This is a genomic window from Citrobacter sp. CK199, assembly GCF_030333285.1.
Lineage (GTDB): Bacteria > Pseudomonadota > Gammaproteobacteria > Enterobacterales > Enterobacteriaceae > Citrobacter_B > Citrobacter_B koseri.
The window spans coordinates 191,389-212,879 of record NZ_JAOWGF010000028.1 but is presented as its reverse complement, the minus strand read 5'-3'; the positions used below and the strand labels follow the sequence as shown (position 1 = coordinate 212,879).

The window sequence follows — 21,491 nt, the reverse complement described above, 5'->3', positions numbered from 1 at the left end:
GGTTATGATGTTTAAGCAATACCTGCAAGTAACGAAACCAGGCATCATCTTTGGCAACCTGATCTCGGTGATTGGGGGATTCCTGCTGGCTTCTAAAGGCAGCATCGACTATCCCCTGTTTATCTATACGCTGGTCGGGGTGTCACTGGTTGTGGCGTCGGGTTGTGTATTTAACAACTACATCGACAGGGATATCGACAGGAAGATGGAAAGGACCAAGAATCGGGTGCTGGTCAAAGGCCTGATTTCTCCTGCTGTCTCGCTGGTGTACGCCACCTTGCTGGGTATTGCTGGCTTTATGCTGCTGTGGTTTGGCGCAAATCCTCTGGCCTGCTGGCTGGGGGTGATGGGCTTCGTGGTGTATGTCGGCATTTATAGTCTGTACATGAAACGCCACTCCGTTTACGGCACGCTGATTGGTTCTCTCTCCGGCGCTGCGCCGCCGGTGATTGGCTACTGCGCCGTAACGGGCGAGTTCGACAGCGGCGCGCTGATTCTGCTGGCGATCTTTAGCCTGTGGCAGATGCCGCACTCTTACGCTATCGCGATTTTCCGCTTCAAGGATTATCAGGCTGCCAACATTCCGGTTCTGCCGGTGGTGAAAGGCATCTCGGTGGCGAAGAACCATATCACGCTGTACATCATCGCCTTTGCCGTTGCGACGCTGATGCTCTCCCTGGGCGGCTATGCCGGATATAAATATCTGGTGGTCGCGGCAGCCGTGAGCGTCTGGTGGCTCGGAATGGCCCTGCGCGGTTACAAAGTGGAAGATGACAAAGTCTGGGCGCGTAAGCTGTTCGGCTTTTCCATCATCGCCATCACTGCGTTAAGCGTGATGATGTCCGTCGACTTTATGGTGCCGGACTCACACAGCCTGCTGGCTTCGGTCTGGTAACACCCGCCCCGCAACAAATCTTCTGCCGGATGGAGGCTTACGCCTTATCCGGCCTACGGAAACCGCATAGCGCCATCGGGCATTACGCAACGCGCTCAACAAGTAGGCCGGATAAAACGCTTTCGCGTTGCCATCCGGCATTTTATTGCCTGATAAAATCCCCCTCACAAACGCAACATTTGTTCATTAAGCACGTATTTACCCCACCCGTTTACCGCTTTACACTAGTCGCGGATTTTATACAGAGGTGGGAATGAACGATTACAAAATGACGCCGGGTGAGTTGCGCGCCACCTGGGGTTTAGGGACTGTATTTTCTTTGCGCATGCTTGGCATGTTTATGGTCCTGCCGGTTCTGACCACCTATGGTATGGCGCTTCAGGGCGCCAGCGAAGCCTTGATCGGCATTGCTATCGGTATTTACGGCCTGGCGCAAGCCGTTTTCCAGATCCCCTTTGGGTTACTCTCAGACCGCGTCGGGCGTAAACCGTTGATTATCGGCGGTCTGGCCGTGTTCGTGCTGGGTAGCGTGATCGCCGCGCTGTCTGACTCCATCTGGGGGATTATTCTTGGCCGCGCGCTGCAAGGTTCTGGCGCAATCGCCGCCGCCGTCATGGCGCTGCTGTCTGACTTAACCCGCGAGCAAAACCGAACCAAAGCGATGGCGTTTATCGGCGTCAGTTTTGGTATTACCTTCGCTATTGCGATGGTGCTTGGGCCGATCGTCACCCACAAACTGGGGCTGAACGCCCTGTTCTGGATGATTGCCGCACTCGCCGCGCTCGGCATCGCCCTGACCGTTTGGGTTGTCCCCAACAGCACAACCCACGTATTGAACCGTGAATCCGGCATGGTGAAAGGCAGTTTCAGCAAAGTGCTGGCCGAACCTAAGCTGTTGAAGCTTAACTTCGGCATCATGTGTCTGCATATTCTGCTGATGTCGACCTTCGTCGCCCTCCCCGGCCAGCTTGCCGCTGCCGGTTTCCCCGCCGCCGAACACTGGAAGATTTATCTGGTCACAATGCTGATCTCATTTGGCTCCGTAGTCCCGTTCATTATCTACGCCGAAGTCAAACGCCGGATGAAGCGGGTCTTTCTGCTGTGCGTCGCGTTGATACTGATTGCCGAAGTCGTGCTGTGGGGCGCAGGCGTGCACTTCTGGGGGTTAATTGCCGGGGTACAGCTGTTCTTCCTCGCTTTTAACCTGATGGAAGCCCTCCTCCCCTCGCTGATCAGCAAAGAGTCTCCTGCCGGTTATAAGGGCACTGCGATGGGCGTTTACTCCACCAGCCAGTTCCTCGGCGTCGCGATTGGCGGCTCGCTGGGCGGCTGGGTGAATGGTCTGTTCGGCGGTCAGGCGGTATTTCTGGCTGGCGCATTGTTGACCGTCGTCTGGCTGGCGGTAGCAAGTACGATGAAAGAACCGCCGTATGTCAGCAGCTTACGCGTGGAAATTCCGCCGGAGATTGCCGCCGATGACGCGCTGAAACAGCGTCTGCTGGCGACTGAAGGTGTGAGTGAGGTACTGATCGCAGAGAAAGAGCATTCCGCCTATGTGAAGATCGACAGCAAAGTGACCAACCGTTTTGAGGTTGAGCAGGCGATCAGGCTGGCGTGAGAAATGCCGGATGGCGGCTGCGCCTTATCCGGCCTACAAGACCGCATTGTCCGTAGGCCGGATAAGCGCAACGCCATCAGGCATCACAACTTAATCGCGGAAGTTTTTGAACTGGAACGGCTGTCCCAAATCCCCGCCGCGCACCAGCGCCATGACGGATTGCAGATCGTCACGGGATTTTCCGGTCACACGGATCTCTTCCCCCTGAATTTGCGCCTGCACTTTCAGCTTGCTGTCTTTAATCAGCTTCACGATCTTCTTCTGAACCGCGCTTTCAATGCCCTGCTTCAGCTTCGCTTCCACAAACCAGGTTTTACCGCTGTGGACAAATGCTTCCGGCACATCCAGCGAACTGCCTTCAATGCCGCGCTTGAGCAGCTTCGCGCGCAGAATATCCAGTAGCTGATTCACCTGGAAATCCGATTCGCTCAGTACTTTGATGGTTTTGTTCGCGTCGTTTAATTCAAACGTGGCCTCAACGCCACGAAAATCAAAGCGTGATTCAACTTCGCGAGTCGCATTATCTACTGCGTTACGCGCTTCCTGAAGATCGACTTCAGAGACAATATCGAAAGATGGCATCTTTTCCTCTCCCTTCGTTTTTGATGCGAAGCATAATACCCGTAACGAGACATAACGAGAAGCTTAGCTGATGGCGCTATACTTAGGCCATAACACCTGGCGCTGTTGCAGGTGAGGAGGAACAATGAAAATTACCGTACTGGGATGCGGAGCCTTAGGGCAACTTTGGCTTACAGCGCTGTGCAAACATGGACATGAAGTACAGGGTTGGCTGCGCGTACCGCAACCCTATTGCAGCGTGAATCTGATAGAGACGGACGGTTCAATATTTAACGAATCCCTGACGGCGAACGATCCTGATTTTCTGGCCAACAGCGATCTGCTGCTGGTCACGCTGAAAGCCTGGCAGGTCTACGATGCCGTAAGAGGTCTGGTCGCCACTCTGCCTGAAACCACGCCGATCCTGCTGATTCACAACGGGATGGGCACAATCGAAGAGTTGCAAAACATCCCGCAGCCGTTACTGATGGGCACCACGACGCATGCCGCCAGACGCGACGGGAATGTCATCATTCATGTCGCCAACGGCACTACCCATATTGGCCCGGCGCGTGAGCAGGACGGGGACTACAGCTATCTGGCCGATATTTTGCAGGGCGTGCTGCCTGACGTCGCCTGGCACAACAACATTCGCGCAGAGATGTGGCGCAAACTGGCGGTAAACTGTGTGATTAATCCCCTTACCGCGCTATGGGACTGCCCCAACGGCGAATTACGCCACCACCCGGAAGCGGTAATGGCGATATGTCAGGAGGTCGCTGCGGTTATCGAGCGCGAAGGACACCATACGTCGGCGGATGATTTACGTTATTATGTCGATCAAGTGATTGAGAGTACGGCAGAAAATATCTCGTCTATGTTGCAGGACATGCGTGCCCTGCGTCATACCGAGATCGACTATATTACGGGTTATTTGTTAAAACGCGCCCGCGCGCATGGCATCGCCGTCCCGGAAAATGCCCGTCTGTTTGAAATGGTAAAGCGAAAGGAGAGTGAGTATGAGCGCATCGGCACTGGTATGCCTCGCCCCTGGTAGTGAAGAGACCGAAGCGGTCACCACTATCGATCTGCTGGTTCGTGGCGGTATTCAGGTCACGACCGCGAGCGTCGCCAGCGACGGAAATCTCACCATAGTCTGTTCGCGTGGCGTAAAACTGCTGGCGGATGCGCCGCTGGTCGAGGTGGCCGACGGCGATTACGACATCATTGTATTGCCTGGCGGCATTAAGGGCGCGGAGTGTTTTCGCGACAGCCCGTTGCTGGTCGAAACCGTTAAGCAGTTCCACCGTTCCGGGCGTATTGTCGCCGCGATTTGCGCAGCGGCCGCCACGGTTCTCGTTCCGCACGATATCTTTCCCATCGGCAATATGACCGGCTTCCCGGCGTTGAAAGACAACATTCCCGCCGAACAGTGGCAGGATAAACGTGTGGTGTGGGACCCGCGCGTGAAGCTGCTGACCAGCCAGGCGCCAGGAACGTCGATTGACTTTGGACTGAAAATTATCGATCTGCTGGTTGGCCGTGAAAAAGCCCATGAAGTGGCGTCACAGCTGGTGATGGCGGCAGGAATTTATAATTACTACGAATAGCGCCGAATGGCGGTGCGTAGGCCGGATAAGGCGGTTACGCCGTCATCCGGCAATATGTTGCGCCTGACCTGATAGCGCGATGCATATCAGGCCTGCAATCATGCTAACAATTACGGACGATACACCTTCACATTCTGGAAGCCCTGCTCACGCAGATAGAGCGCCTGCAAACGGCTCATCACGCCGCGCTCACACCACAGCAGCCAGGTTTTGCTCTGGTCAAGATCGCCAAACTTCGTGCTCAGCTTGTAGAACGGCAGAGAAACCACATCCACGCCTTCGATTTTCAGCGGTTTGTCATCCTGCTCATCAACGGAGCGAATATCCAGAATCACGTCGTTCGGGCCAAAGCCGCTGACGGTTTCCACTTCCACCACGTCCTGCCCGGTCTGTTGGGCGATTTCGCGAATATCGACATTGCTCGCTTCCTCAACCACTTTATCGAGAATGCTAAAGTCGAAGTGCTCTTCTTCCGCTTCAATCTTCGCCTTGATCGCTTTCACCGTCGGGCTTTTCGAAATAACGCCGCAGTATTCCGGCATCGTGCGGGCAAAATCTTCCGTACCAATCTGGCGCGCCAGGTTGATGATGTGCTCTTTGTCATAAGAGATCAGCGGGCGCAGGATCAGCGTATCGGAAACGTTGTCGATAAGACGCAGGTTAGTCAGCGTCTGGCTGGAAACCTGCCCCAGCGCTTCACCCGTCACCAGCGCCTGTACGCCGTAGCGCTCCGCCACTTTCGACGCCGCGCGCACCATCATACGCTTCAGCACCACGCCCATCTGACCGTCATCAACTTTTTCGAGGATCTCGCCGACCACCGGTTCAAAGTTGATGGCGACAAAACGCACGCGATGCGAACTGCCAAAGCGGTTCCACAGGTAATGCGCCACCTGACGAACGCCGATTTCATGCGCCGCGCCGCCGAGGTTAAAGAAGCAGTAGTGTACGCGGCAGCCGCGACGCATCAGCATATAGCTGGAAACGCCGGAGTCGAAACCACCGGAGATCAGCGACAGGACATCTTCCTGGGTGCCGATCGGGAAACCGCCGATACCTTCGTAACGGCCTTTAATCAGCAGCAGACGATCGTCTTCCACTTCCAGATGTACCGTCACATCCGGGTTGGTCAGCTTCACGCGCGCCGATTCAATATGCTGATTTAAACCGCCGCCGACGTAACGTTCCACCTCAATGGAGCTAAACTCATGCTTACCACGACGTTTAACGCGCACACAGAAGGTTTTGCCCTCAAGCCGATCGCGATACTGCACCAGCGCTTTCTCAAAGATATCGTGCATATCAGTGAACGGCACATCTTCGACTTCGAGAATATGGTGGATGCCCGGAATACGGGTCAGCGCGTCGCGAATCGCCAGGCGTTGATTTTCATCTTTGGCGCGAACTTCAATGTTATCCCAGTGGCGAACAACGGCGAGGGTCTCATCGTAGTGCTTTAACACGTTACGGATGTTCCCGGTCAGAATTTTTATAAAGCGCAAACGCACAGATTGGCTTTTGATAGTGATTTCCGGGAACAATTTAATGATAAACTTCATGGCGGCAATGGTTCTTAAGCAAGCATCAAGGCTTGTCGTGGAGAAAAGAGTACAGCAGCCCATACATGGAGCTGCATCCAGGCGCGGAAGTATACCACCATCATGGTCGTCCTGTGCACATTGCGCGTTATTTGATAATTGCTCTGAGTCCGTTACCATATCAGAGCTGAAAATATTGAGAGTCAGATATTCATTATGCCGAAGAAAAATGAGGCGCCCGCCAGCTTTGAAACAGCGCTGAGCGAGCTGGAACAGATTGTTACCCGTCTGGAAAGCGGCGACCTGCCGCTGGAAGAGGCGCTGAACGAATTTGAACGTGGCGTGCAGCTGGCGCGTCAGGGGCAGGCAAAGTTGCAACAGGCCGAACAGCGTGTGCAGATTCTGCTGTCTGACAATGAAGATGCATCTCCTGAGCCTTTTACACCGGATAATGAGTAAATGGATTTTTCGCAGCAGCTACAGGCCTGCGTCGAGCAGGCCAACCAGGCGCTGAGCCGTTTTATCGCACCACTGCCCTTTCAGAACACTCCCGTGGTCGAAACCATGCAGTATGGCGCATTATTAGGCGGTAAACGTCTGCGCCCGTTCCTGGTTTACGCAACGGGCAGGATGTTTGGCGTAAGCCTGTCCACGCTGGATGCCCCGGCAGCCGCCGTTGAGTGCATTCACGCTTATTCGTTGATTCATGACGATTTACCCGCGATGGACGACGACGACCTGCGTCGCGGTCTGCCGACCTGCCACGTCAAATTTGGCGAAGCGAATGCCATTCTGGCCGGAGATGCCCTGCAAACGCTGGCGTTTTCTATCATCAGCGATGCCCCGATGCCGGAAGTGGCCGACCGCGACCGCATTGCTATGATTTCTGAACTGGCGAACGCCAGCGGCATCGCCGGAATGTGCGGTGGCCAGGCGTTGGATCTTGCTGCCGAAGGGAAACAGGTGCCGCTGGAGGCGCTGGAGCGTATCCATCGTCATAAAACGGGCGCGCTGATTCGCGCTGCGGTTCGTCTTGGCGCGCTAAGTGCCGGAGAAAACGGACGAAACGCCTTGCCGATACTCGATAAGTACGCAGAAAGTATCGGCCTTGCCTTCCAGGTCCAGGATGACATTCTGGATGTGGTGGGCGATACTGCAACGTTGGGTAAACGTCAGGGTGCTGACCAGCAACTTGGCAAAAGTACCTACCCTGCACTTCTGGGCCTTGAGCAAGCCCGGAATAAAGCCCGGGATCTGATCGAAGACGCCCGTCAGTCGTTAACGCAGCTGGCAGACCTCTCACTCGATACCTCGGCACTGGAAGCGCTAGCGGACTACATAATCCAGCGTGATAAATAAACAAACAACAAGTCTTACTTAATAGGCCTCTGATGAGTTTTGATATAGCCAAATACCCGACCCTGGCACTGGTCGACTCCACTTCGGAGTTACGCCTGCTACCAAAAGAGAGTCTGCCGAAACTCTGCGACGAACTGCGCCGCTATTTACTCGACAGCGTCAGTCGTTCCAGCGGACATTTCGCCTCCGGGCTGGGCACGGTGGAGCTCACCGTGGCGCTGCACTATGTCTATAACACTCCGTTTGACCAGTTAATCTGGGACGTGGGGCATCAGGCTTATCCGCACAAAATTCTCACCGGGCGTCGGGATAAAATAGGCACCATTCGCCAGAAAGGCGGTTTGCACCCCTTCCCGTGGCGCGGTGAAAGCGAATACGACGTACTGAGCGTCGGCCACTCCTCTACCTCCATTAGCGCAGGCATTGGCATTGCGGTCGCCGCAGAAAAAGAAGGCAAAGACCGTCGCACCGTTTGCGTCATTGGCGACGGGGCGATCACCGCCGGGATGGCGTTTGAAGCGATGAACCACGCGGGCGATATCAAGCCGGACATGCTGGTCATTCTCAACGACAACGAAATGTCGATCTCGGAAAACGTCGGCGCGCTGAACAACCACCTGGCGCAGCTGCTTTCCGGCAAGCTCTACTCGTCCCTGCGTGAAGGCGGGAAGAAAGTGTTCTCCGGCGTGCCGCCAATCAAAGAGCTGCTCAAACGCACCGAAGAACATATCAAAGGCATGGTCGTGCCAGGCACGCTGTTTGAAGAGCTGGGCTTTAACTATATCGGCCCGGTCGATGGTCACGACGTGCTGGGGCTGATTACCACGCTGAAGAACATGCGCGATCTGAAAGGCCCGCAGTTCCTGCATATCATGACCAAAAAAGGTCGTGGCTATGAACCGGCGGAAAAAGATCCGATCACCTTCCACGCGGTGCCAAAATTCGACCCGTCCAGCGGTTGCCTGCCAAAAAGCAGCGGCGGTCTGCCGAGCTATTCAAAGATCTTTGGCGACTGGCTGTGCGAAACCGCCGCCAAAGACAGCAAGCTGATGGCAATCACCCCGGCAATGCGCGAAGGTTCCGGCATGGTAGAGTTTTCACGTAAATTCCCCGACCGTTACTTTGACGTGGCGATTGCCGAGCAGCATGCAGTGACCTTTGCCGCTGGTCTGGCGATCGGTGGTTATAAGCCGATCGTGGCGATCTACTCCACCTTCCTGCAACGCGCCTACGATCAGGTGCTGCATGACGTCGCGATCCAAAAACTGCCGGTGATGTTTGCTATCGACCGCGCCGGTATCGTCGGCGCTGACGGGCAGACGCACCAGGGCGCGTTCGATCTCTCTTACCTGCGCTGCATCCCGGAAATGGTCATTATGACGCCGGGCGATGAAAACGAGTGCCGCCAGATGCTGTACACCGGCTATCACTATAACGATGGCCCAACGGCAGTGCGTTATCCGCGTGGCAACGCCGTTGGCGTGGAACTGACGCCGCTGGAAAAACTGCCGATCGGCAAAGGACTCGTCAAACGTCAGGGTGAAAAACTGGCAATTCTGAACTTTGGTACGCTACTGCCGGAAGCGGCAAAAGTCGCCGAATCCCTGAACGCGACCTTAGTCGATATGCGCTTTGTGAAGCCGCTGGATGAAACGCTGATTCTGGAGATGGCTGAACGTCACGAAGCGCTGATCACGCTTGAAGAGAACGCCATTATGGGCGGCGCAGGCAGCGGCGTTAACGAAGTGCTGATGGCGCATCGTAAAGTCGTTCCGGTACTGAATATCGGCCTGCCGGACTTCTTTATCCCGCAGGGTACACAGGACGAGGCCCGCGCGGAACTCGGTCTGGATGCCGCCGGAATTGAGGCCAAAATCAAGGACTGGCTGGCATAATCCCCTCCCCGCTCCTGCTATGCTTAATCAATAACGGGTATAACAGGAGCGGAACAATGCAATACAACACCTTAGGAAAAACAGATCTACGGGTTTCTCGCCTTTGTCTGGGCTGCATGACGTTCGGTGAACCGGATCGCGGCAATCACGCCTGGACGCTACCGGAAGAAAGCAGCCGCCCCATCATTAAGCGCGCGCTTGAAGGCGGTATTAACTTTTTTGATACCGCCAATAGCTATTCCGCAGGCAGCAGCGAAGAGATTGTGGGTCGCGCGCTGCGTGATTTCGCCCGCCGCGAAGAGGTGGTGGTCGCCACCAAAGTTTTTCATCGCGTCGGCGACCTGCCAGAAGGATTATCCCGCGCGCAAATCCTGCGTTCCATTGATGACAGTCTGAAACGTCTGGGTATGGACTATGTGGATATCCTGCAAATTCACCGCTGGGATTACAACACGCCGATAGAAGAGACGCTGGAAGCGCTGAATGATGTGGTGAAGGCCGGTAAGGCGCGCTATATCGGCGCCTCCTCCATGCACGCCGCACAGTTTGCCCAGGCGCTGGCGCTGCAAAAACAGCACGGCTGGGCGCAGTTTGTCAGTATGCAGGATCATTACAATCTCATCTATCGCGAAGAAGAGCGCGAGATGCTGCCGCTGTGCTATCACGAAGGGATCGCGGTGATTCCGTGGAGCCCGCTGGCACGAGGACGACTGACGCGCCCGTGGGGAGAAACCACCGCACGTTCGGTATCCGATGAGTTCGGCAAGACGCTGTACAGCGAGAGCGATGAGAATGACGCACGGATTGCAGAGCGTCTGACGGGCGTCAGTGAGGATCTTGGCGCAACGCGTGCTCAGGTGGCGCTGGCATGGCTATTGAGTAAACCAGGCATCGCTGCGCCGATTATCGGTACATCACGGGAAGAACAGCTGGATGAGTTGCTCGGCGCGGTGGATTTGACGTTGAAGCCAGAGCAGATTGCCGAGCTGGAAACGCCATATAAACAGCACCCGGTGGTCGGGTTTAAATAATATTGCCCGATGAGCATGTAGGCCGGATAAGGCATGTATGCCGCCATCCGGCCATACCACGCCAGATGGCGCTACGCTTATCGGGCCTACAGGTTTAAAACAACCCGATGGGCCAATGGTGCCCAATGAAATAAAGCAGACCGGCGGAAATAACCCCTGCGACGATATCGTCAACCATTATTCCCATTCCGCCGTGTACGTTACGGTCGAACCAGCGAATCGGCCAGGGTTTCCACATATCCAGAATACGGAAAATCACAAATCCGGCGGCAACCCACTGCCAGTCCATCGTAGGGATCGCCATCAGGGTGATCCACATCCCGATAAACTCATCCCAGACAATACTGCCGTGATCGTGAACGCCCATATCCTTCGCCGTTCGGTGGCAAAGATAAACGCCAATACAGATCCCCAACATCACCACCAGCGAGTAGAGCTGCCAGGGCAGAAATGTCATCAGATACCAGAATGGGATCGCCGCTAACGACCCCATTGTTCCCGGAATAATCGGGCTGAGGCCGCTGCCAAACCCGGTAGCCAGCAAGTGCCACGGGTTACGCAGGCTTAGCCGACTTTTGGCAACATCTTTATGGCGTGGCAAAATGGTCATATCCTTTCCAGTCAAAAGTGACAGGCTTTCCGTCACGCATGAAGCTGATGCCTTCCACATCCGCACTCATTTGTCCGATGCAGGTAAACGGTACGCCAAGATTCCCCAGCGCCACATCCAGCGCGCCACGGTTCAACTCCGGTACAGTGAAGCATAATTCATAATCTTCACCGCCGGAAAGCGCCCAGCGCAGCGCCTGCCCGGGATCAACATGACGGGTAACCGCCTCAGAATACCGCAGCGCATCCACATCCACCCGCGCGCCACAGCCGCTGGCGTTAACGATATGCCGCAAGTCAGAAATCAGGCCATCGGAAAGATCGATCGCCGCATTCGCCAGGTCGCGCAGAGCTTGCCCCTGCAAAATACGCGGCGTCGGGCGCAGGTGCCGCTTAATCAAGTAGTCTGCGTCTTTCGCATCCGCCACCTGTAAGCGATGCTGTAAAATCGCCAGCCCAGCGGCGCTGTCCCCCGGCGTGCCGGTGATGTAAATCCTGTCGCCAGGTTTTGCCCCGGAACGCTTGAGCGCGCGTCCCACGGGCACATAGCCATGAATACCCAGCGTCATCGACAGCGGCCCACGCGTGGTGTCGCCGCCAATCAGCTGCATATCGTAGTAATTCAGCAGGTCAAACAGGCTGTCGCTAAACGCTTCCAGCCACGCTTCGTCAACGTCCGGCAACGTCAGGGCCAGCGTCAGCCAGGCCGGATCGGCCCCCATCGCCGCCAGATCGCTTAAGTTAACCGCCAGCGCTTTCCAGGCCAGATCGGCAGGATCGATATCAGTCAGGAAATGGTTGCCCGCCACCAGCGTATCGGTACTGATCGCCAGCGTCTGTTTTTCAGGAATATTCAGGAGAGCGCAATCGTCACCGATACCGGTTTCGACGTCGAGACGAGAGCTTCTAACACGGTCAAAATAACGGGCAATCAGGGAGAACTCGCCGCATGCCATACGTTATGCCTCAGCAGAAAAAAAGAAAAGGCCGGAGATAGCGGGAATACATCCCGCCACCAGCCGACCTGGAGATTACTTTTTGTTGGGGCGAATCACAGGTGCTGCTTTGTCCAGTACGCCGTTGACGAACTTGTGGCTGTCTTCGGCGCCGAAGGTCTTCGCCAGTTCAATCGCTTCGTTGATGGCCACTTTATATGGCACATCGCTACGTTTAGACAGTTCAAACAACGCAATACGCAGCACAGCTTTTTCTACCTGACCCAGCTCTTCCAGCAGACGAGACAGGTACGGTTTCATCAATCCGTCCAGGTACGCGCTGTTAGTCGCCACCCCGGACAGCAGTTCACGGAAATACAGAACGTCGACATCTTTTACGTCCTGTTCCGCCAGGAACTGGTATTCAACATCAGCGATGTCGTTCTGGGACAACTGCCAGGAGTAGAGCGCCTGAACGGCACACTCACGAGCGCGGCGACGAGCAGCAGGTTTCACGGATTTCCCCTTACAAAAATCAGGCCTTGATGGCTTTCAATACATTAATCATTTCAAGCGCGGTCAGTGCGGCTTCCGCACCTTTGTTGCCAGCTTTAGTGCCAGCACGTTCGATGGCTTGTTCAATACTTTCAGTGGTCAGAACACCAAAGGCTACCGGGATTTCGCTGTCCTGGGCGACGTGCGCCAGGCCGTTGCTTGCACCGCCAGCCACATATTCAAAGTGCGCGGTACCGCCACGAATCACTGTACCCAGCGCAATCACCGCGTCATATTTACCGGTTTTTGCCAATGCGCCAGCCGCCAGCGGCAGTTCATACGCGCCAGGAACCCAAACCACGGTAATATTTTCATCTTTTACCTGACCAATACGCTTCAGGGCGTCAATCGCGCCTTCCAGCAGGCTGTCATTGATAAAATTGTTGAAACGCGCAATGGTGATGGCGACGCGAGCGTCCGGGGTAGCAACGTTAGCTTCAATAATGTTCATATTCTTCCTTCGGGTTCGATATGGCCCCGCAGGGGGGCGGATTTTATCATAATACTCGACGCGCCGCTTCTCTATTTCGAAGCCTTTACGCGGGAATCAAATGCAGGCAAACATCCGGGCCTACATGGCGTATCTCGTTGAATTTAAAATGGGGTGCCTCGCTCAGTTTCTCAAGCCCCGGCAGCACACATAATCCTCGCGCATCACTTCCTAACAGTTTAGGCGCAACATAGACGATAAGCTCGTCCACCACGCCCACCTGCAACAGCGCGCCCGCAAGCACCGGCCCGGCCTCCACCCAGATGCTGTTAATCTGCTGTTTACCCAACAGCATCATCAGCACCACCAGATCCAGATGACCGTTATGCTCCGGCACCCGCAGGCTGCGAACCGTCTCAGGCCAGATGCGGGAATCGTCCTGCGTACGGGCAAACCAGGTTTCTCCCGGCTGCTGCACAATACGGTGCTCCGGCGTCACGCGGTTTTGGCTGTCGAGGACAATGCGAATCGGCTGACGCAGATTTTCCTGCGGATAGAGAGTCTGGGTTGAGGTATCCAGTTCAGGCCACCGAACCGTTAACGCCGGGTCGTCGGCCAGCACCGTCGCGCTGCTGGTCAGAATCGCATGGCTTTGCGCCCGTAAACGCTGCACATCGCGCCGCGCCTGCGGGGAGGTAATCCACTGACTTTCACCGCTGGCCATCGCCGTGCGGCCATCCAGCGATGCGCCGAGCTTGAGCTGCACATACGGGAAGCCGGTGCGCATCCGCTTGAGGAAACCTTTGTTCAGCTGTTCCGTTTCGCTCATCATCAGCCCGTGGCTGACGTCGATCCCCGCCTGCTGCAAACGGTACAGCCCACGTCCCGCGACCTGCGGATTGGGGTCCTGCATCGCCGCAACGACCCGCGCCACGCCAGCGGCAATCAACGCATCGCAGCACGGCGGCGTACGGCCATGATGGCTGCACGGTTCAAGCGTGACATACGCGGTCGCGCCTTTGGCTTTGTCTCCCGCCATACGCAGCGCATGGACTTCAGCATGCGGTTCACCCGCGCGATGATGGTAGCCTTCGCCAACGACTTCGCCATCTTTGACGATCACACAGCCTACATTCGGGTTCGGGTGCGTGGTGAAACGCCCGCGCTGCGCCAGCTTCAGCGCACGCGCCATGTAAAACTCATCCAGCATGGCTTAATCCTGTAGGCGAGCAATCTCTTCGCCGAATTCTTTGATGTCTTCGAAACTCCGATAGACGGAGGCAAAGCGGATGTAAGCCACTTTATCGAGCTTTTTCAGTTGCTCCATCACCAGGTTGCCAATCATTTTGCTGGGAACTTCGCGTTCCCCCGTGGCTCGCAGCTGTGATTTGATGTGATTCAACGCCATTTCGACGTCATCAGAGCTGACAGGGCGTTTTTCCAGCGCTCTTAGCATACCGCTGCGCAACTTCTCTTCGTTGAAAGGTTCACGCACATCGTTACTTTTCACTACGCGCGGCATAACAAGCTCTGCCACTTCAAAGGTAGTGAAACGTTCATTACAGACCAGACACTGCCGACGGCGGCGTACGGAAGAGCCCTCACCCACGAGACGAGAGTCAATAACCTTAGTGTCTACGGCGAAACAGAATGGGCAATGCATACGGCGTCCTGACCAGGTGGTTAACAGAAATCTATTTTACCCTGAACTGGCGCGACAACAAAGGCGGAGCACTTTTGAGACAAAGGATCGATACCTTACGCCCCTTTGCGATCTACCATTAGGGTATCGCGACCATGAAGGAAATAATCTACATGACAAGACGTTACCTAAGAATTCTCCTGGTGGGAAGCCTCTTTAGCCTGAGCGCCTGCGCGCAGCAGAGCGAAGTTCGCCAGATGAACCAAAGCGTCAGCACGCTGAATACGGAAATGGCGCAGTTAAACCAGGAAACCGTGAAGATTACTCAGCAAAATATGTTGAATGCGAAATCCACCAGCGGGGTCTATCTGCTGCCGGGTTCAAAAACGCCTGCCCGCCTGAACAGTCAGATCGGTACGCTGCGTATGTCCCTGGTGAATATTGCGCCCAATGCCGACGGCACACGCGTGACGCTGCGCATTCAGGGTGAGTCCAACGATCCGTTACCGGCGTTTAGCGGTACTGTCGAATACGGGCAGATTCAGGGCACCACGGATAACTATCAGGAAGTGAATGTCCAGAATCAACTGATTAACGCTCCGGCCAGCATCCTGGCGCCGAGCGATGTGGACATCCCGTTACAATTAAACGGATTGACGCCCGACCAGTTAGGTTTTGTCCGCGTTCACGATATCCAGCCTGTTAATCAATAAACCTCCGGCGGAGCGTTTTGTGCGTTCCGCAACATCCCTCCCCGGCTTTTTGTTACTCCCCTGACATCACCGCAATTTTTGCTAAAAGTTGGCAACATTCATGAAAGTCAGTACAATCGCCGCGCTTAAAGTACGCAAACGTGAACGCAATCGATTACGTAGATGATAGATCTGTGAAACAAGACATATTTTTGTGAGCAATGATTTCTATAATAGGCTCCGCAGAAACACGAAATATTTAGAAACGCAAATTGCGCCTTTTTCATTCCCTTCAAGGGATTTCAAACAGTGGCATACAATATGAAAAAAACATTACTTGCAGCCGGTGCAGTGCTGGCGCTCTCATCGTCCTTTACTGTTAACGCAGCAGAAAATGACAAACCGCAATACCTTTCAGACTGGTGGCACCAGAGCGTTAACGTCGTAGGCAGCTACCATACCCGTTTCGGACCGCAGCTCCGTAACGATACCTATCTGGAATATGAAGCATTCGCGAAAAAAGACTGGTTCGATTTCTACGGCTATATGGATGCGCCGGTATTCTTCGGCGGTAACACCAACGCGAAGGGTATCTGGAACCACGGTTCCCCGCTGTTCATGGAAATTGAACCGCGTTTCTCTATCGACAAACTGACCGGAGCCGACCTGAGCTTTGGCCCGTTCAAAGAGTGGTATTTCGCTAACAACTACATCTATGACATGGGTCGTAACAAGTCTGGCCGTCAGAGCACCTGGTACATGGGTCTGGGTACTGACATCGAAACCGGTCTGCCGATGAGCCTGTCCCTGAACGTCTATGCGAAGTACCAGTGGCAGAACTACCTGGCTGATAACGAAAATGAGTGGGACGGCTACCGTTTCAAAGTGAAATACTTCGTGCCACTCACCGAGCTGTGGGGCGGTAACCTGAGCTACATCGGTTTCACTAACTTTGACTGGGGCTCCGATCTGGGCGACTCTCAGTACCGTACCAGCAACTCTATCGCATCCAGCCACATCCTGGCGCTGAACTACGATCACTGGCACTACTCTGTGGTGGCTCGTTACTTCCATAACGGCGGACAGTGGGAAAACGGCGCTCAGCCGGTATGGCAATCCGAAACGGTTAAAGCTACCGGTTGGGGTGGCTACCTGGTTGTCGGTTACAACTTCTAAGCTGTTTATTTGCCGCCCGGCCAGTACAACGCCGGGCACAGAAAGAGCACCGAACGCGCAACGCGCCGGTGCTTTTTTATTTCTTCTGATCCATCATCGCTTTCAAATTAGCGAAAGGGTTATGCATCGCAGCACCGACATCTTTCTGCGCATCCTCCCCGGCAATAACGGTTGAGCCATACTGATCGGCTTCGGTATATTTCGAATGCTCATGATCGTGACAGTACAGACACAGCAACTCCCAGTTACTGCCGTCTTCCGGGTTATTGGTGTGGTCGTGATCGATATGATGGACGGTTAATTCGCGCAGGTTAGAATAAACAAATTCGCGAGAGCATCGCCCGCATACCCACGGAAATAATTTGAGCGCCTTTTCACGATAGCCGTTTTCCAGCCGCGTATAGTTTTTAGGGATAATCGCCATAGTGACTCTGTATCTGCGTTGAATGTAGGGTTATGAGCAAGTTTAACACTCTGCGTACCCCATTGCCCGTGAAGGATGCAGAAGCCCGCTTAACCGCAGGCTTTTTTAGCGATAAAAAAATCCCGGCCATACGACCGGGATTCCAGTAATAACGTGACTGCGTGATTAAGGCAGAATAGACGGCTGATCCGCCCCTTCTTTCTCAACTTTCTGCTGCAACATATGCTCGCGCTTCATGCCCAGCTTCAGCGCCAACGCCGAGGCCACGTAGATCGACGATGCCGTACCGATAGAAACACCGATCAGCATGGTCAGAGAGAAGCCTTCCAGTACCGGACCACCGAAGAGGTACAGCATCAGAATCACCACTAACGTCGTCCCGGAGGTGATCAACGTACGGTGCAGCGTCTGGGTCAACGACACGTTAAAGATTTCGTAAGGCGTCCCGCGACGAATTTTGCGGAAGTTTTCACGAATACGGTCAGATACCACGATACTGTCGTTCAGCGAGTAACCGATAACCGACATCAACGATGCAACGATCGTCAGGTCGATCTCAATATGGAACAACGACAGAATCCCTAAGGTGATAATCACGTCGTGCGCCAGCGCGATAACCACCCCCGCAGCCAGTCGCCACTCAAAGCGGAAACCGACATAAATGAGGATAGAGATCAGCGCGACAATCAGCGCCATCGCACCGGTTTGCGCCAGATCGGCGCCCACGCTCGGCCCGACAAACTCAATACGCTTCACGGCGGCGTTCTGGCTGGTGGCTTCGTTAATGACACTCAGCACCTTGCTACCCAGCACCTGACCGCCGTCTTCACCTTCCGTCGGCGGCATACGCACCATAATGTCGTGGCTGCTACCGAAGTTCTGCAACAGCGGCTCGGCAAAGCCCGCTTTTTCCAGCGCATCGCGCATCACGTCCATTTCGGCCGGTTTTTCCAGCGTGATTTCGATAACCGTACCACCGGTAAAATCGAGACCCCAGTTAAAACCGCGCACGCCCATCACCACGATGGCCGCAATCAGCAGGAAACCAGAGATGCCGAAAGCCCAGTAGTCCCAGCGCATAAAGTCATAGACTTTACGGCCGTGGTTCAATTGTTCAACAGTATATTCCTGTGCCACATCGCACTCCTCAGATTGACAGCTTGTTGATGCGTTTGCCGCCATACAACAGGTTTACGATGGCACGCGTACCGACAATCGCGGTAAACATCGACGTCGCCACACCGATACCGGTAGTAATCGCGAACCCTTTAATTGCCCCGGTGCCGACTGCGTACAGGATGATGACTTTAATCAGCGTGGTGATGTTCGCATCGAAGATGGAACTGAACGCGCCTTTATAACCTTCATCAATCGCCTGCTGAACCGTACGCCCGTTGCTCAACTCTTCTTTAATACGTTCGTTGATCAGTACGTTGGCGTCGACCGCCACCGCAAGGGTTAGCACGATACCGGCAATCCCCGGCATACTCAGCGTGGCCCCCGGCAGCAGCGACATGATACCGACAATCAATACCAGGTTGGCCACCAGCGCGCTTGTCGCAATCAGACCGAACTTCTTGTAGAAGAAGATCATGAACAGGATGGAGACCACCAGACCGGCCAGACACGCTTCCAGGCCCTGTTTGATGTTCTGCATACCCAGCGTCGGGCCGATAGTCCGTTCTTCAACAATCTGAATCGGCGCAATCAGCGCACCGGCGCGCAGCAGCAGAGAGAGCTGGCGGGCTTCGTTCGGGTTGTTGATACCGGTAATACGGAAGCTGTTGCCCAGGCGAGACTGGATGTTGGCGATGTTAATCACCTCTTCCTGCTTCACCAGTACCGCACGACCGTTGGCATCTTTCTTACCGCTGTCTTTGTACTCCACAAACAAGGTCGCCATCGGCTTGCCGATATTGTCTTTGGTGAAGTTAGACATGATGTTGCCACCTGCGCTATCCAGCGAGATGTTAACCTGCGGTTGGTTGTATTCGTCCTGGCTGGAAGTGGAGTCGGTGATATGGTCACCGGTCAGGATCACGCGTTTGTACAGCACAACCGGCTGGCCTTCGCGCGTCTGTTTCACTTCCGAGTCACCCGGTACGCGCCCGGATGCCGCCGCAGACTGGTCAACGTTGGTGTTTACCAGACGGAATTCGAGGGTCGCGGTAGCGCCCAGAATCTCTTTCGCACGCGCGGTATCCTGAATACCCGGCAGCTCAACGACGATGCGATCCGCACCCTGACGCTGGACAACCGGCTCAGCCACGCCCAATTGGTTTACACGGTTACGCAGAATGTTGATGTTCTGCTGAACGGCATATTCACGCGCTTCGCTCAGACGCGCATCAGACATGACCGCACGCAGCACCGTATTGCCCTGGCTGGTAATCACCAGATCGCGGTGACGCCCGCTCAGATAAGAGATCGCTTCATCACGCGCTTTGTTATCGCGGAACGTGATGCTCAGACCGTAGTTATCTTCTTTGCGAACAGTGGTATAAGGAATGCCTTTTTCACGCAGGTCGCTGCGCAGGCTATCGATATTTTGCTCCTGAAGTTTACCTAACGCGGTGTCCATATCCACTTCCATCAGGAAGTGAACGCCGCCACGCAGGTCAAGGCCAAGTTTCATCGGCTCGGCTTTAATGGCCGCCAGCCAACGAGGCGTTGCCGGAGCAAGGTTAAGCGCCACGACGTATTTATCACCCAGCACGCCAACCAGCGCTTCACGGGCGCGCAGCTGGATGTCGGTGGTGTCGAAGCGCGCAAGAATAGCGCCCTCTTCCAGAGCCACAGACTTAGCGGTAATTTTTTCTTCTTGTAACGTTTTCTGGACCTGGATCAGCGTTTGCTCACTGGCGGCGACGCCGCGCGCGCCAGTGATTTGAACAGCCGGATCCTCACCATACAGGTTGGGAAGTGCGTAAAGCAGGCCGACGACAATCACGACGACCAGCATGATGTACTTCCACAAAGGATAACGGTTTAACACGGCAGTTCCCTTTGGGAAAACAATAGATTACAGCGCCTTCATAGTGCCTTTCGGCAGAACGGCAGCTACGAAGTCACGTTTGATAACCACTTCAGTGGTGTCATTCAGCGCGATAACGATGTAGCCGGATTCCGCTACTTTCGTTACACGACCCACCAGGCCACCGTTAGTCAGCACTTCATCGCCTTTTGCGATGGAGCTCATCAGGTTTTTGTGTTCTTTGGTGCGCTTCTGCTGTGGACGCAGGATCATGAAGTAGAAAATCAGACCAAACACCACCAGCATCAAAATCAGAGACATCGGGCTGCCCTGCGCCGGAGCACCTGTTGCCGCTACCGCATCAGAAATAAAAAAGCTCATTAAATTTCCCTCATTATTAAAATTAATCAACGTTCAAAGGTGGAACAGGTCGACCCTGACGTTGGTAAAAATCGGTCACGAAGCTCTCTAATTTACCCTCTTCAATAGCCTTGCGTAAACCCGCCATCAAACGCTGGTAGTAACGCAGGTTATGAATCGTGTTGAGTCGCGCGCCCAATATTTCGTTGCAACGGTCGAGATGATGCAAGTAGGCACGCGAATAATTGCGACAGGTGTAGCAATCACACTCGGCATCGAGCGGGCTGGTGTCGCTTTTATGCTTCGCATTACGAATTTTCACCACGCCGTCAGTCACGAACAGGTGACCATTACGGGCATTGCGTGTTGGCATAACGCAGTCAAACATATCGATACCGCGACGCACGCCTTCCACCAGATCTTCCGGTTTGCCGACGCCCATCAGGTAACGAGGTTTGTCCGCCGGGATTTGCGGGCAGACATGCTCCAGAATGCGGTGCATGTCTTCCTTCGGCTCACCTACAGCCAGACCGCCGACAGCGTAGCCATCAAAGCCAATCTCTACCAGACCTTTGACAGAGATATCGCGTAAATCTTCGTAAACGCTGCCCTGAATGATGCCAAAAAGCGCATTTTTGTTGCCCAAACCATCAAAACGGTCGCGGCTGCGCTTCGCCCAGCGTAAAGACATCTCCATAGAGCGTTTAGCATAGTCCCAGTCCGCCGGATACGGCGTACATTCGTCGAAAATCATGACGATATCGGAACCGAGATCGTACTGAATCTCCATGGATTTTTCAGGATCGAGGAAAATCGGATCGCCGTTGATCGGGTTGCGGAAATGCACGCCCTGCTCGGTGATCTTGCGAATATCGCCGAGGCTGAACACCTGGAAACCGCCGGAGTCCGTCAGGATCGGGCCTTTCCACTGCATGAAATCATGCAGATCGCCATGCAGTTTCATGATTTCCTGACCCGGGCGCAGCCACAGGTGGAAGGTGTTGCCGAGAATAATTTGTGCGCCGGTAGCTTCAACTTCTTCCGGCGTCATGCCTTTAACGGTGCCATACGTACCGACGGGCATAAAAGCAGGCGTTTCCACTACGCCACGATCAAACACCAGGCGGCCACGGCGAGCGCGTCCGTCGGTAGTATCCAGTTCGAATTTCATTTTCTCTCCATACGCC

The 21,491-nt window shown here is 54.7% G+C and carries 23 protein-coding genes; 10 read left to right on the top strand and 13 right to left on the bottom strand.

Annotated features, from left to right (window positions below; genetic code table 11):
• Nucleotides 1-4 precede the first annotated feature (4 nt).
• On the top strand, nucleotides 5-895 hold the full coding sequence (cyoE, locus tag OGX75_RS15990; RefSeq protein ID WP_072025291.1) for a heme o synthase: 891 nt from the start codon (nucleotides 5-7) through the stop codon (nucleotides 893-895).
• Nucleotides 896-1,148: 253 nt separating this feature from the next.
• Entirely contained in the window at nucleotides 1,149-2,513 is a 1,365-nt protein-coding gene (locus OGX75_RS15985) for an MFS transporter (RefSeq protein ID WP_012133555.1), read from the top strand.
• A gap of 90 nt (nucleotides 2,514-2,603) precedes the next feature.
• Here OGX75_RS15985 and OGX75_RS15980 read toward each other — a convergent pair whose 3' ends face one another.
• Entirely contained in the window at nucleotides 2,604-3,095 is a 492-nt protein-coding gene (locus OGX75_RS15980; protein ID WP_012133556.1) for a YajQ family cyclic di-GMP-binding protein, read from the bottom strand.
• Between the two features lie 124 nt (nucleotides 3,096-3,219).
• Here OGX75_RS15980 and panE point away from each other — a divergent pair, with 124 nt between their 5' ends.
• Nucleotides 3,220-4,131, top strand: coding sequence for a 2-dehydropantoate 2-reductase (gene panE, locus OGX75_RS15975; RefSeq protein WP_047458477.1), 912 nt, complete (start codon nucleotides 3,220-3,222; stop codon nucleotides 4,129-4,131).
• Nucleotides 4,094-4,684 carry a protein deglycase YajL gene (gene yajL, locus OGX75_RS15970; RefSeq protein ID WP_012133558.1) on the top strand — a complete coding sequence of 197 codons (591 nt, stop codon included), beginning with the start codon at nucleotides 4,094-4,096 and terminating at the stop codon, nucleotides 4,682-4,684. The genes panE and yajL overlap by 38 nt, the downstream gene beginning before the upstream one ends.
• Nucleotides 4,685-4,794: 110 nt before the next feature.
• On the opposite strand, the gene thiI is transcribed toward yajL, so the two are convergent.
• Entirely contained in the window at nucleotides 4,795-6,243 is a 1,449-nt protein-coding gene (gene thiI, locus OGX75_RS15965) for a tRNA uracil 4-sulfurtransferase ThiI (protein ID WP_049008398.1), read from the bottom strand.
• A gap of 195 nt (nucleotides 6,244-6,438) precedes the next feature.
• Between thiI and xseB the strand changes: the two genes are divergently transcribed.
• From xseB to yajO, 4 genes are read left to right on the top strand one after another with little or no spacing between them, the layout of a single operon-like run.
• The gene (xseB, locus tag OGX75_RS15960) at nucleotides 6,439-6,681 is read left to right on the top strand and encodes an exodeoxyribonuclease VII small subunit (protein WP_012133560.1); all 243 of its coding nucleotides are present in this window, start codon (nucleotides 6,439-6,441) and stop codon (nucleotides 6,679-6,681) included.
• Nucleotides 6,682-7,581: a (2E,6E)-farnesyl diphosphate synthase gene (gene ispA, locus OGX75_RS15955; protein WP_012133561.1), complete on the top strand. Its 900-nt coding sequence runs from the start codon at nucleotides 6,682-6,684 to the stop codon at nucleotides 7,579-7,581.
• Nucleotides 7,582-7,613: 32 nt separating this feature from the next.
• Nucleotides 7,614-9,476, top strand: a complete 1,863-nt coding sequence (gene dxs, locus OGX75_RS15950; protein ID WP_112002118.1) for a 1-deoxy-D-xylulose-5-phosphate synthase — start codon at nucleotides 7,614-7,616, stop codon at nucleotides 9,474-9,476.
• A 56-nt stretch (nucleotides 9,477-9,532) separates the two neighbouring features.
• The gene (gene yajO, locus OGX75_RS15945) at nucleotides 9,533-10,507 is read left to right on the top strand and encodes a 1-deoxyxylulose-5-phosphate synthase YajO (RefSeq protein ID WP_024130596.1); all 975 of its coding nucleotides are present in this window, start codon (nucleotides 9,533-9,535) and stop codon (nucleotides 10,505-10,507) included.
• 94 nt (nucleotides 10,508-10,601) lie between these two features.
• Here yajO and pgpA read toward each other — a convergent pair whose 3' ends face one another.
• The 6 genes from pgpA to nrdR form a co-directional block, all read right to left on the bottom strand.
• Complete coding sequence (gene pgpA / locus OGX75_RS15940) at nucleotides 10,602-11,117, bottom strand: phosphatidylglycerophosphatase A (RefSeq protein ID WP_115181915.1); 516 nt, start codon at nucleotides 11,115-11,117, stop codon at nucleotides 10,602-10,604.
• Nucleotides 11,095-12,072: a thiamine-phosphate kinase gene (thiL, locus tag OGX75_RS15935; RefSeq protein WP_012133565.1), complete on the bottom strand. Its 978-nt coding sequence runs from the start codon at nucleotides 12,070-12,072 to the stop codon at nucleotides 11,095-11,097. Before thiL ends, pgpA begins: the two co-directional genes overlap by 23 nt.
• A gap of 75 nt (nucleotides 12,073-12,147) precedes the next feature.
• Nucleotides 12,148-12,567: a transcription antitermination factor NusB gene (gene nusB, locus OGX75_RS15930; RefSeq protein ID WP_000801129.1), complete on the bottom strand. Its 420-nt coding sequence runs from the start codon at nucleotides 12,565-12,567 to the stop codon at nucleotides 12,148-12,150.
• A gap of 19 nt (nucleotides 12,568-12,586) precedes the next feature.
• Nucleotides 12,587-13,057, bottom strand: coding sequence for a 6,7-dimethyl-8-ribityllumazine synthase (gene ribH, locus OGX75_RS15925; RefSeq protein ID WP_001021161.1), 471 nt, complete (start codon nucleotides 13,055-13,057; stop codon nucleotides 12,587-12,589).
• Between the two features lie 85 nt (nucleotides 13,058-13,142).
• On the bottom strand, nucleotides 13,143-14,246 hold the full coding sequence (ribD, locus tag OGX75_RS15920) for a bifunctional diaminohydroxyphosphoribosylaminopyrimidine deaminase/5-amino-6-(5-phosphoribosylamino)uracil reductase RibD (RefSeq protein ID WP_286450936.1): 1,104 nt from the start codon (nucleotides 14,244-14,246) through the stop codon (nucleotides 13,143-13,145).
• A gap of 3 nt (nucleotides 14,247-14,249) precedes the next feature.
• Nucleotides 14,250-14,699 carry a transcriptional regulator NrdR gene (nrdR, locus tag OGX75_RS15915; protein WP_012904816.1) on the bottom strand — a complete coding sequence of 150 codons (450 nt, stop codon included), beginning with the start codon at nucleotides 14,697-14,699 and terminating at the stop codon, nucleotides 14,250-14,252.
• Between the two features lie 152 nt (nucleotides 14,700-14,851).
• Between nrdR and OGX75_RS15910 the strand changes: the two genes are divergently transcribed.
• Complete coding sequence (locus tag OGX75_RS15910) at nucleotides 14,852-15,391, top strand: SadB/YajI family lipoprotein (RefSeq protein ID WP_024130597.1); 540 nt, start codon at nucleotides 14,852-14,854, stop codon at nucleotides 15,389-15,391.
• A 300-nt stretch (nucleotides 15,392-15,691) separates the two neighbouring features.
• Nucleotides 15,692-16,546: a nucleoside-specific channel-forming protein Tsx gene (locus OGX75_RS15905; RefSeq protein ID WP_012133569.1), complete on the top strand. Its 855-nt coding sequence runs from the start codon at nucleotides 15,692-15,694 to the stop codon at nucleotides 16,544-16,546.
• A gap of 76 nt (nucleotides 16,547-16,622) precedes the next feature.
• On the opposite strand, the gene yajD is transcribed toward OGX75_RS15905, so the two are convergent.
• From yajD to tgt, 5 genes are all read right to left on the bottom strand, one after another.
• A complete protein-coding gene (gene yajD / locus OGX75_RS15900; protein WP_047458501.1) occupies nucleotides 16,623-16,970 on the bottom strand; it encodes an HNH nuclease YajD in 348 nt (115 codons plus the stop codon).
• A 165-nt stretch (nucleotides 16,971-17,135) separates the two neighbouring features.
• Entirely contained in the window at nucleotides 17,136-18,107 is a 972-nt protein-coding gene (gene secF / locus OGX75_RS15895; RefSeq protein ID WP_024130598.1) for a protein translocase subunit SecF, read from the bottom strand.
• Between the two features lie 10 nt (nucleotides 18,108-18,117).
• Nucleotides 18,118-19,965 (bottom strand): protein translocase subunit SecD, encoded by a 1,848-nt coding sequence (secD, locus tag OGX75_RS15890; protein ID WP_048902403.1) that lies wholly within the window; start codon nucleotides 19,963-19,965, stop codon nucleotides 18,118-18,120.
• Between the two features lie 27 nt (nucleotides 19,966-19,992).
• Nucleotides 19,993-20,325, bottom strand: coding sequence for a preprotein translocase subunit YajC (gene yajC, locus OGX75_RS15885; RefSeq protein WP_012133573.1), 333 nt, complete (start codon nucleotides 20,323-20,325; stop codon nucleotides 19,993-19,995).
• 22 nt (nucleotides 20,326-20,347) lie between these two features.
• Entirely contained in the window at nucleotides 20,348-21,475 is a 1,128-nt protein-coding gene (gene tgt, locus OGX75_RS15880) for a tRNA guanosine(34) transglycosylase Tgt (protein ID WP_012133574.1), read from the bottom strand.
• Between the last annotated feature and the right edge of the window lie 16 nt (nucleotides 21,476-21,491).

Excerpts from the sequence above, each read along its gene's own strand:
- cyoE (WP_072025291.1), top strand. The coding sequence starts at position 5 with ATGATGTTTAAGCAATACCTGCAAGTAACGAAACCAGGCATCATCTTT.
- OGX75_RS15985 (WP_012133555.1), top strand. The coding sequence starts at position 1,149 with ATGAACGATTACAAAATGACGCCGGGTGAGTTGCGCGCCACCTGGGGT.
- OGX75_RS15980 (WP_012133556.1), bottom strand. The coding sequence starts at position 3,095 with ATGCCATCTTTCGATATTGTCTCTGAAGTCGATCTTCAGGAAGCGCGT.
- panE (WP_047458477.1), top strand. The coding sequence starts at position 3,220 with ATGAAAATTACCGTACTGGGATGCGGAGCCTTAGGGCAACTTTGGCTT.
- yajL (WP_012133558.1), top strand. The coding sequence starts at position 4,094 with ATGAGCGCATCGGCACTGGTATGCCTCGCCCCTGGTAGTGAAGAGACC.
- thiI (WP_049008398.1), bottom strand. The coding sequence starts at position 6,243 with ATGAAGTTTATCATTAAATTGTTCCCGGAAATCACTATCAAAAGCCAA.
- xseB (WP_012133560.1), top strand. The coding sequence starts at position 6,439 with ATGCCGAAGAAAAATGAGGCGCCCGCCAGCTTTGAAACAGCGCTGAGC.
- ispA (WP_012133561.1), top strand. The coding sequence starts at position 6,682 with ATGGATTTTTCGCAGCAGCTACAGGCCTGCGTCGAGCAGGCCAACCAG.
- dxs (WP_112002118.1), top strand. The coding sequence starts at position 7,614 with ATGAGTTTTGATATAGCCAAATACCCGACCCTGGCACTGGTCGACTCC.
- yajO (WP_024130596.1), top strand. The coding sequence starts at position 9,533 with ATGCAATACAACACCTTAGGAAAAACAGATCTACGGGTTTCTCGCCTT.
- pgpA (WP_115181915.1), bottom strand. The coding sequence starts at position 11,117 with ATGACCATTTTGCCACGCCATAAAGATGTTGCCAAAAGTCGGCTAAGC.
- thiL (WP_012133565.1), bottom strand. The coding sequence starts at position 12,072 with ATGGCATGCGGCGAGTTCTCCCTGATTGCCCGTTATTTTGACCGTGTT.
- ribH (WP_001021161.1), bottom strand. The coding sequence starts at position 13,057 with ATGAACATTATTGAAGCTAACGTTGCTACCCCGGACGCTCGCGTCGCC.
- ribD (WP_286450936.1), bottom strand. The coding sequence starts at position 14,246 with ATGCTGGATGAGTTTTACATGGCGCGTGCGCTGAAGCTGGCGCAGCGC.
- nrdR (WP_012904816.1), bottom strand. The coding sequence starts at position 14,699 with ATGCATTGCCCATTCTGTTTCGCCGTAGACACTAAGGTTATTGACTCT.
- OGX75_RS15910 (WP_024130597.1), top strand. The coding sequence starts at position 14,852 with ATGACAAGACGTTACCTAAGAATTCTCCTGGTGGGAAGCCTCTTTAGC.
- OGX75_RS15905 (WP_012133569.1), top strand. The coding sequence starts at position 15,692 with ATGAAAAAAACATTACTTGCAGCCGGTGCAGTGCTGGCGCTCTCATCG.
- yajD (WP_047458501.1), bottom strand. The coding sequence starts at position 16,970 with ATGGCGATTATCCCTAAAAACTATACGCGGCTGGAAAACGGCTATCGT.
- yajC (WP_012133573.1), bottom strand. The coding sequence starts at position 20,325 with ATGAGCTTTTTTATTTCTGATGCGGTAGCGGCAACAGGTGCTCCGGCG.
- tgt (WP_012133574.1), bottom strand. The coding sequence starts at position 21,475 with ATGAAATTCGAACTGGATACTACCGACGGACGCGCTCGCCGTGGCCGC.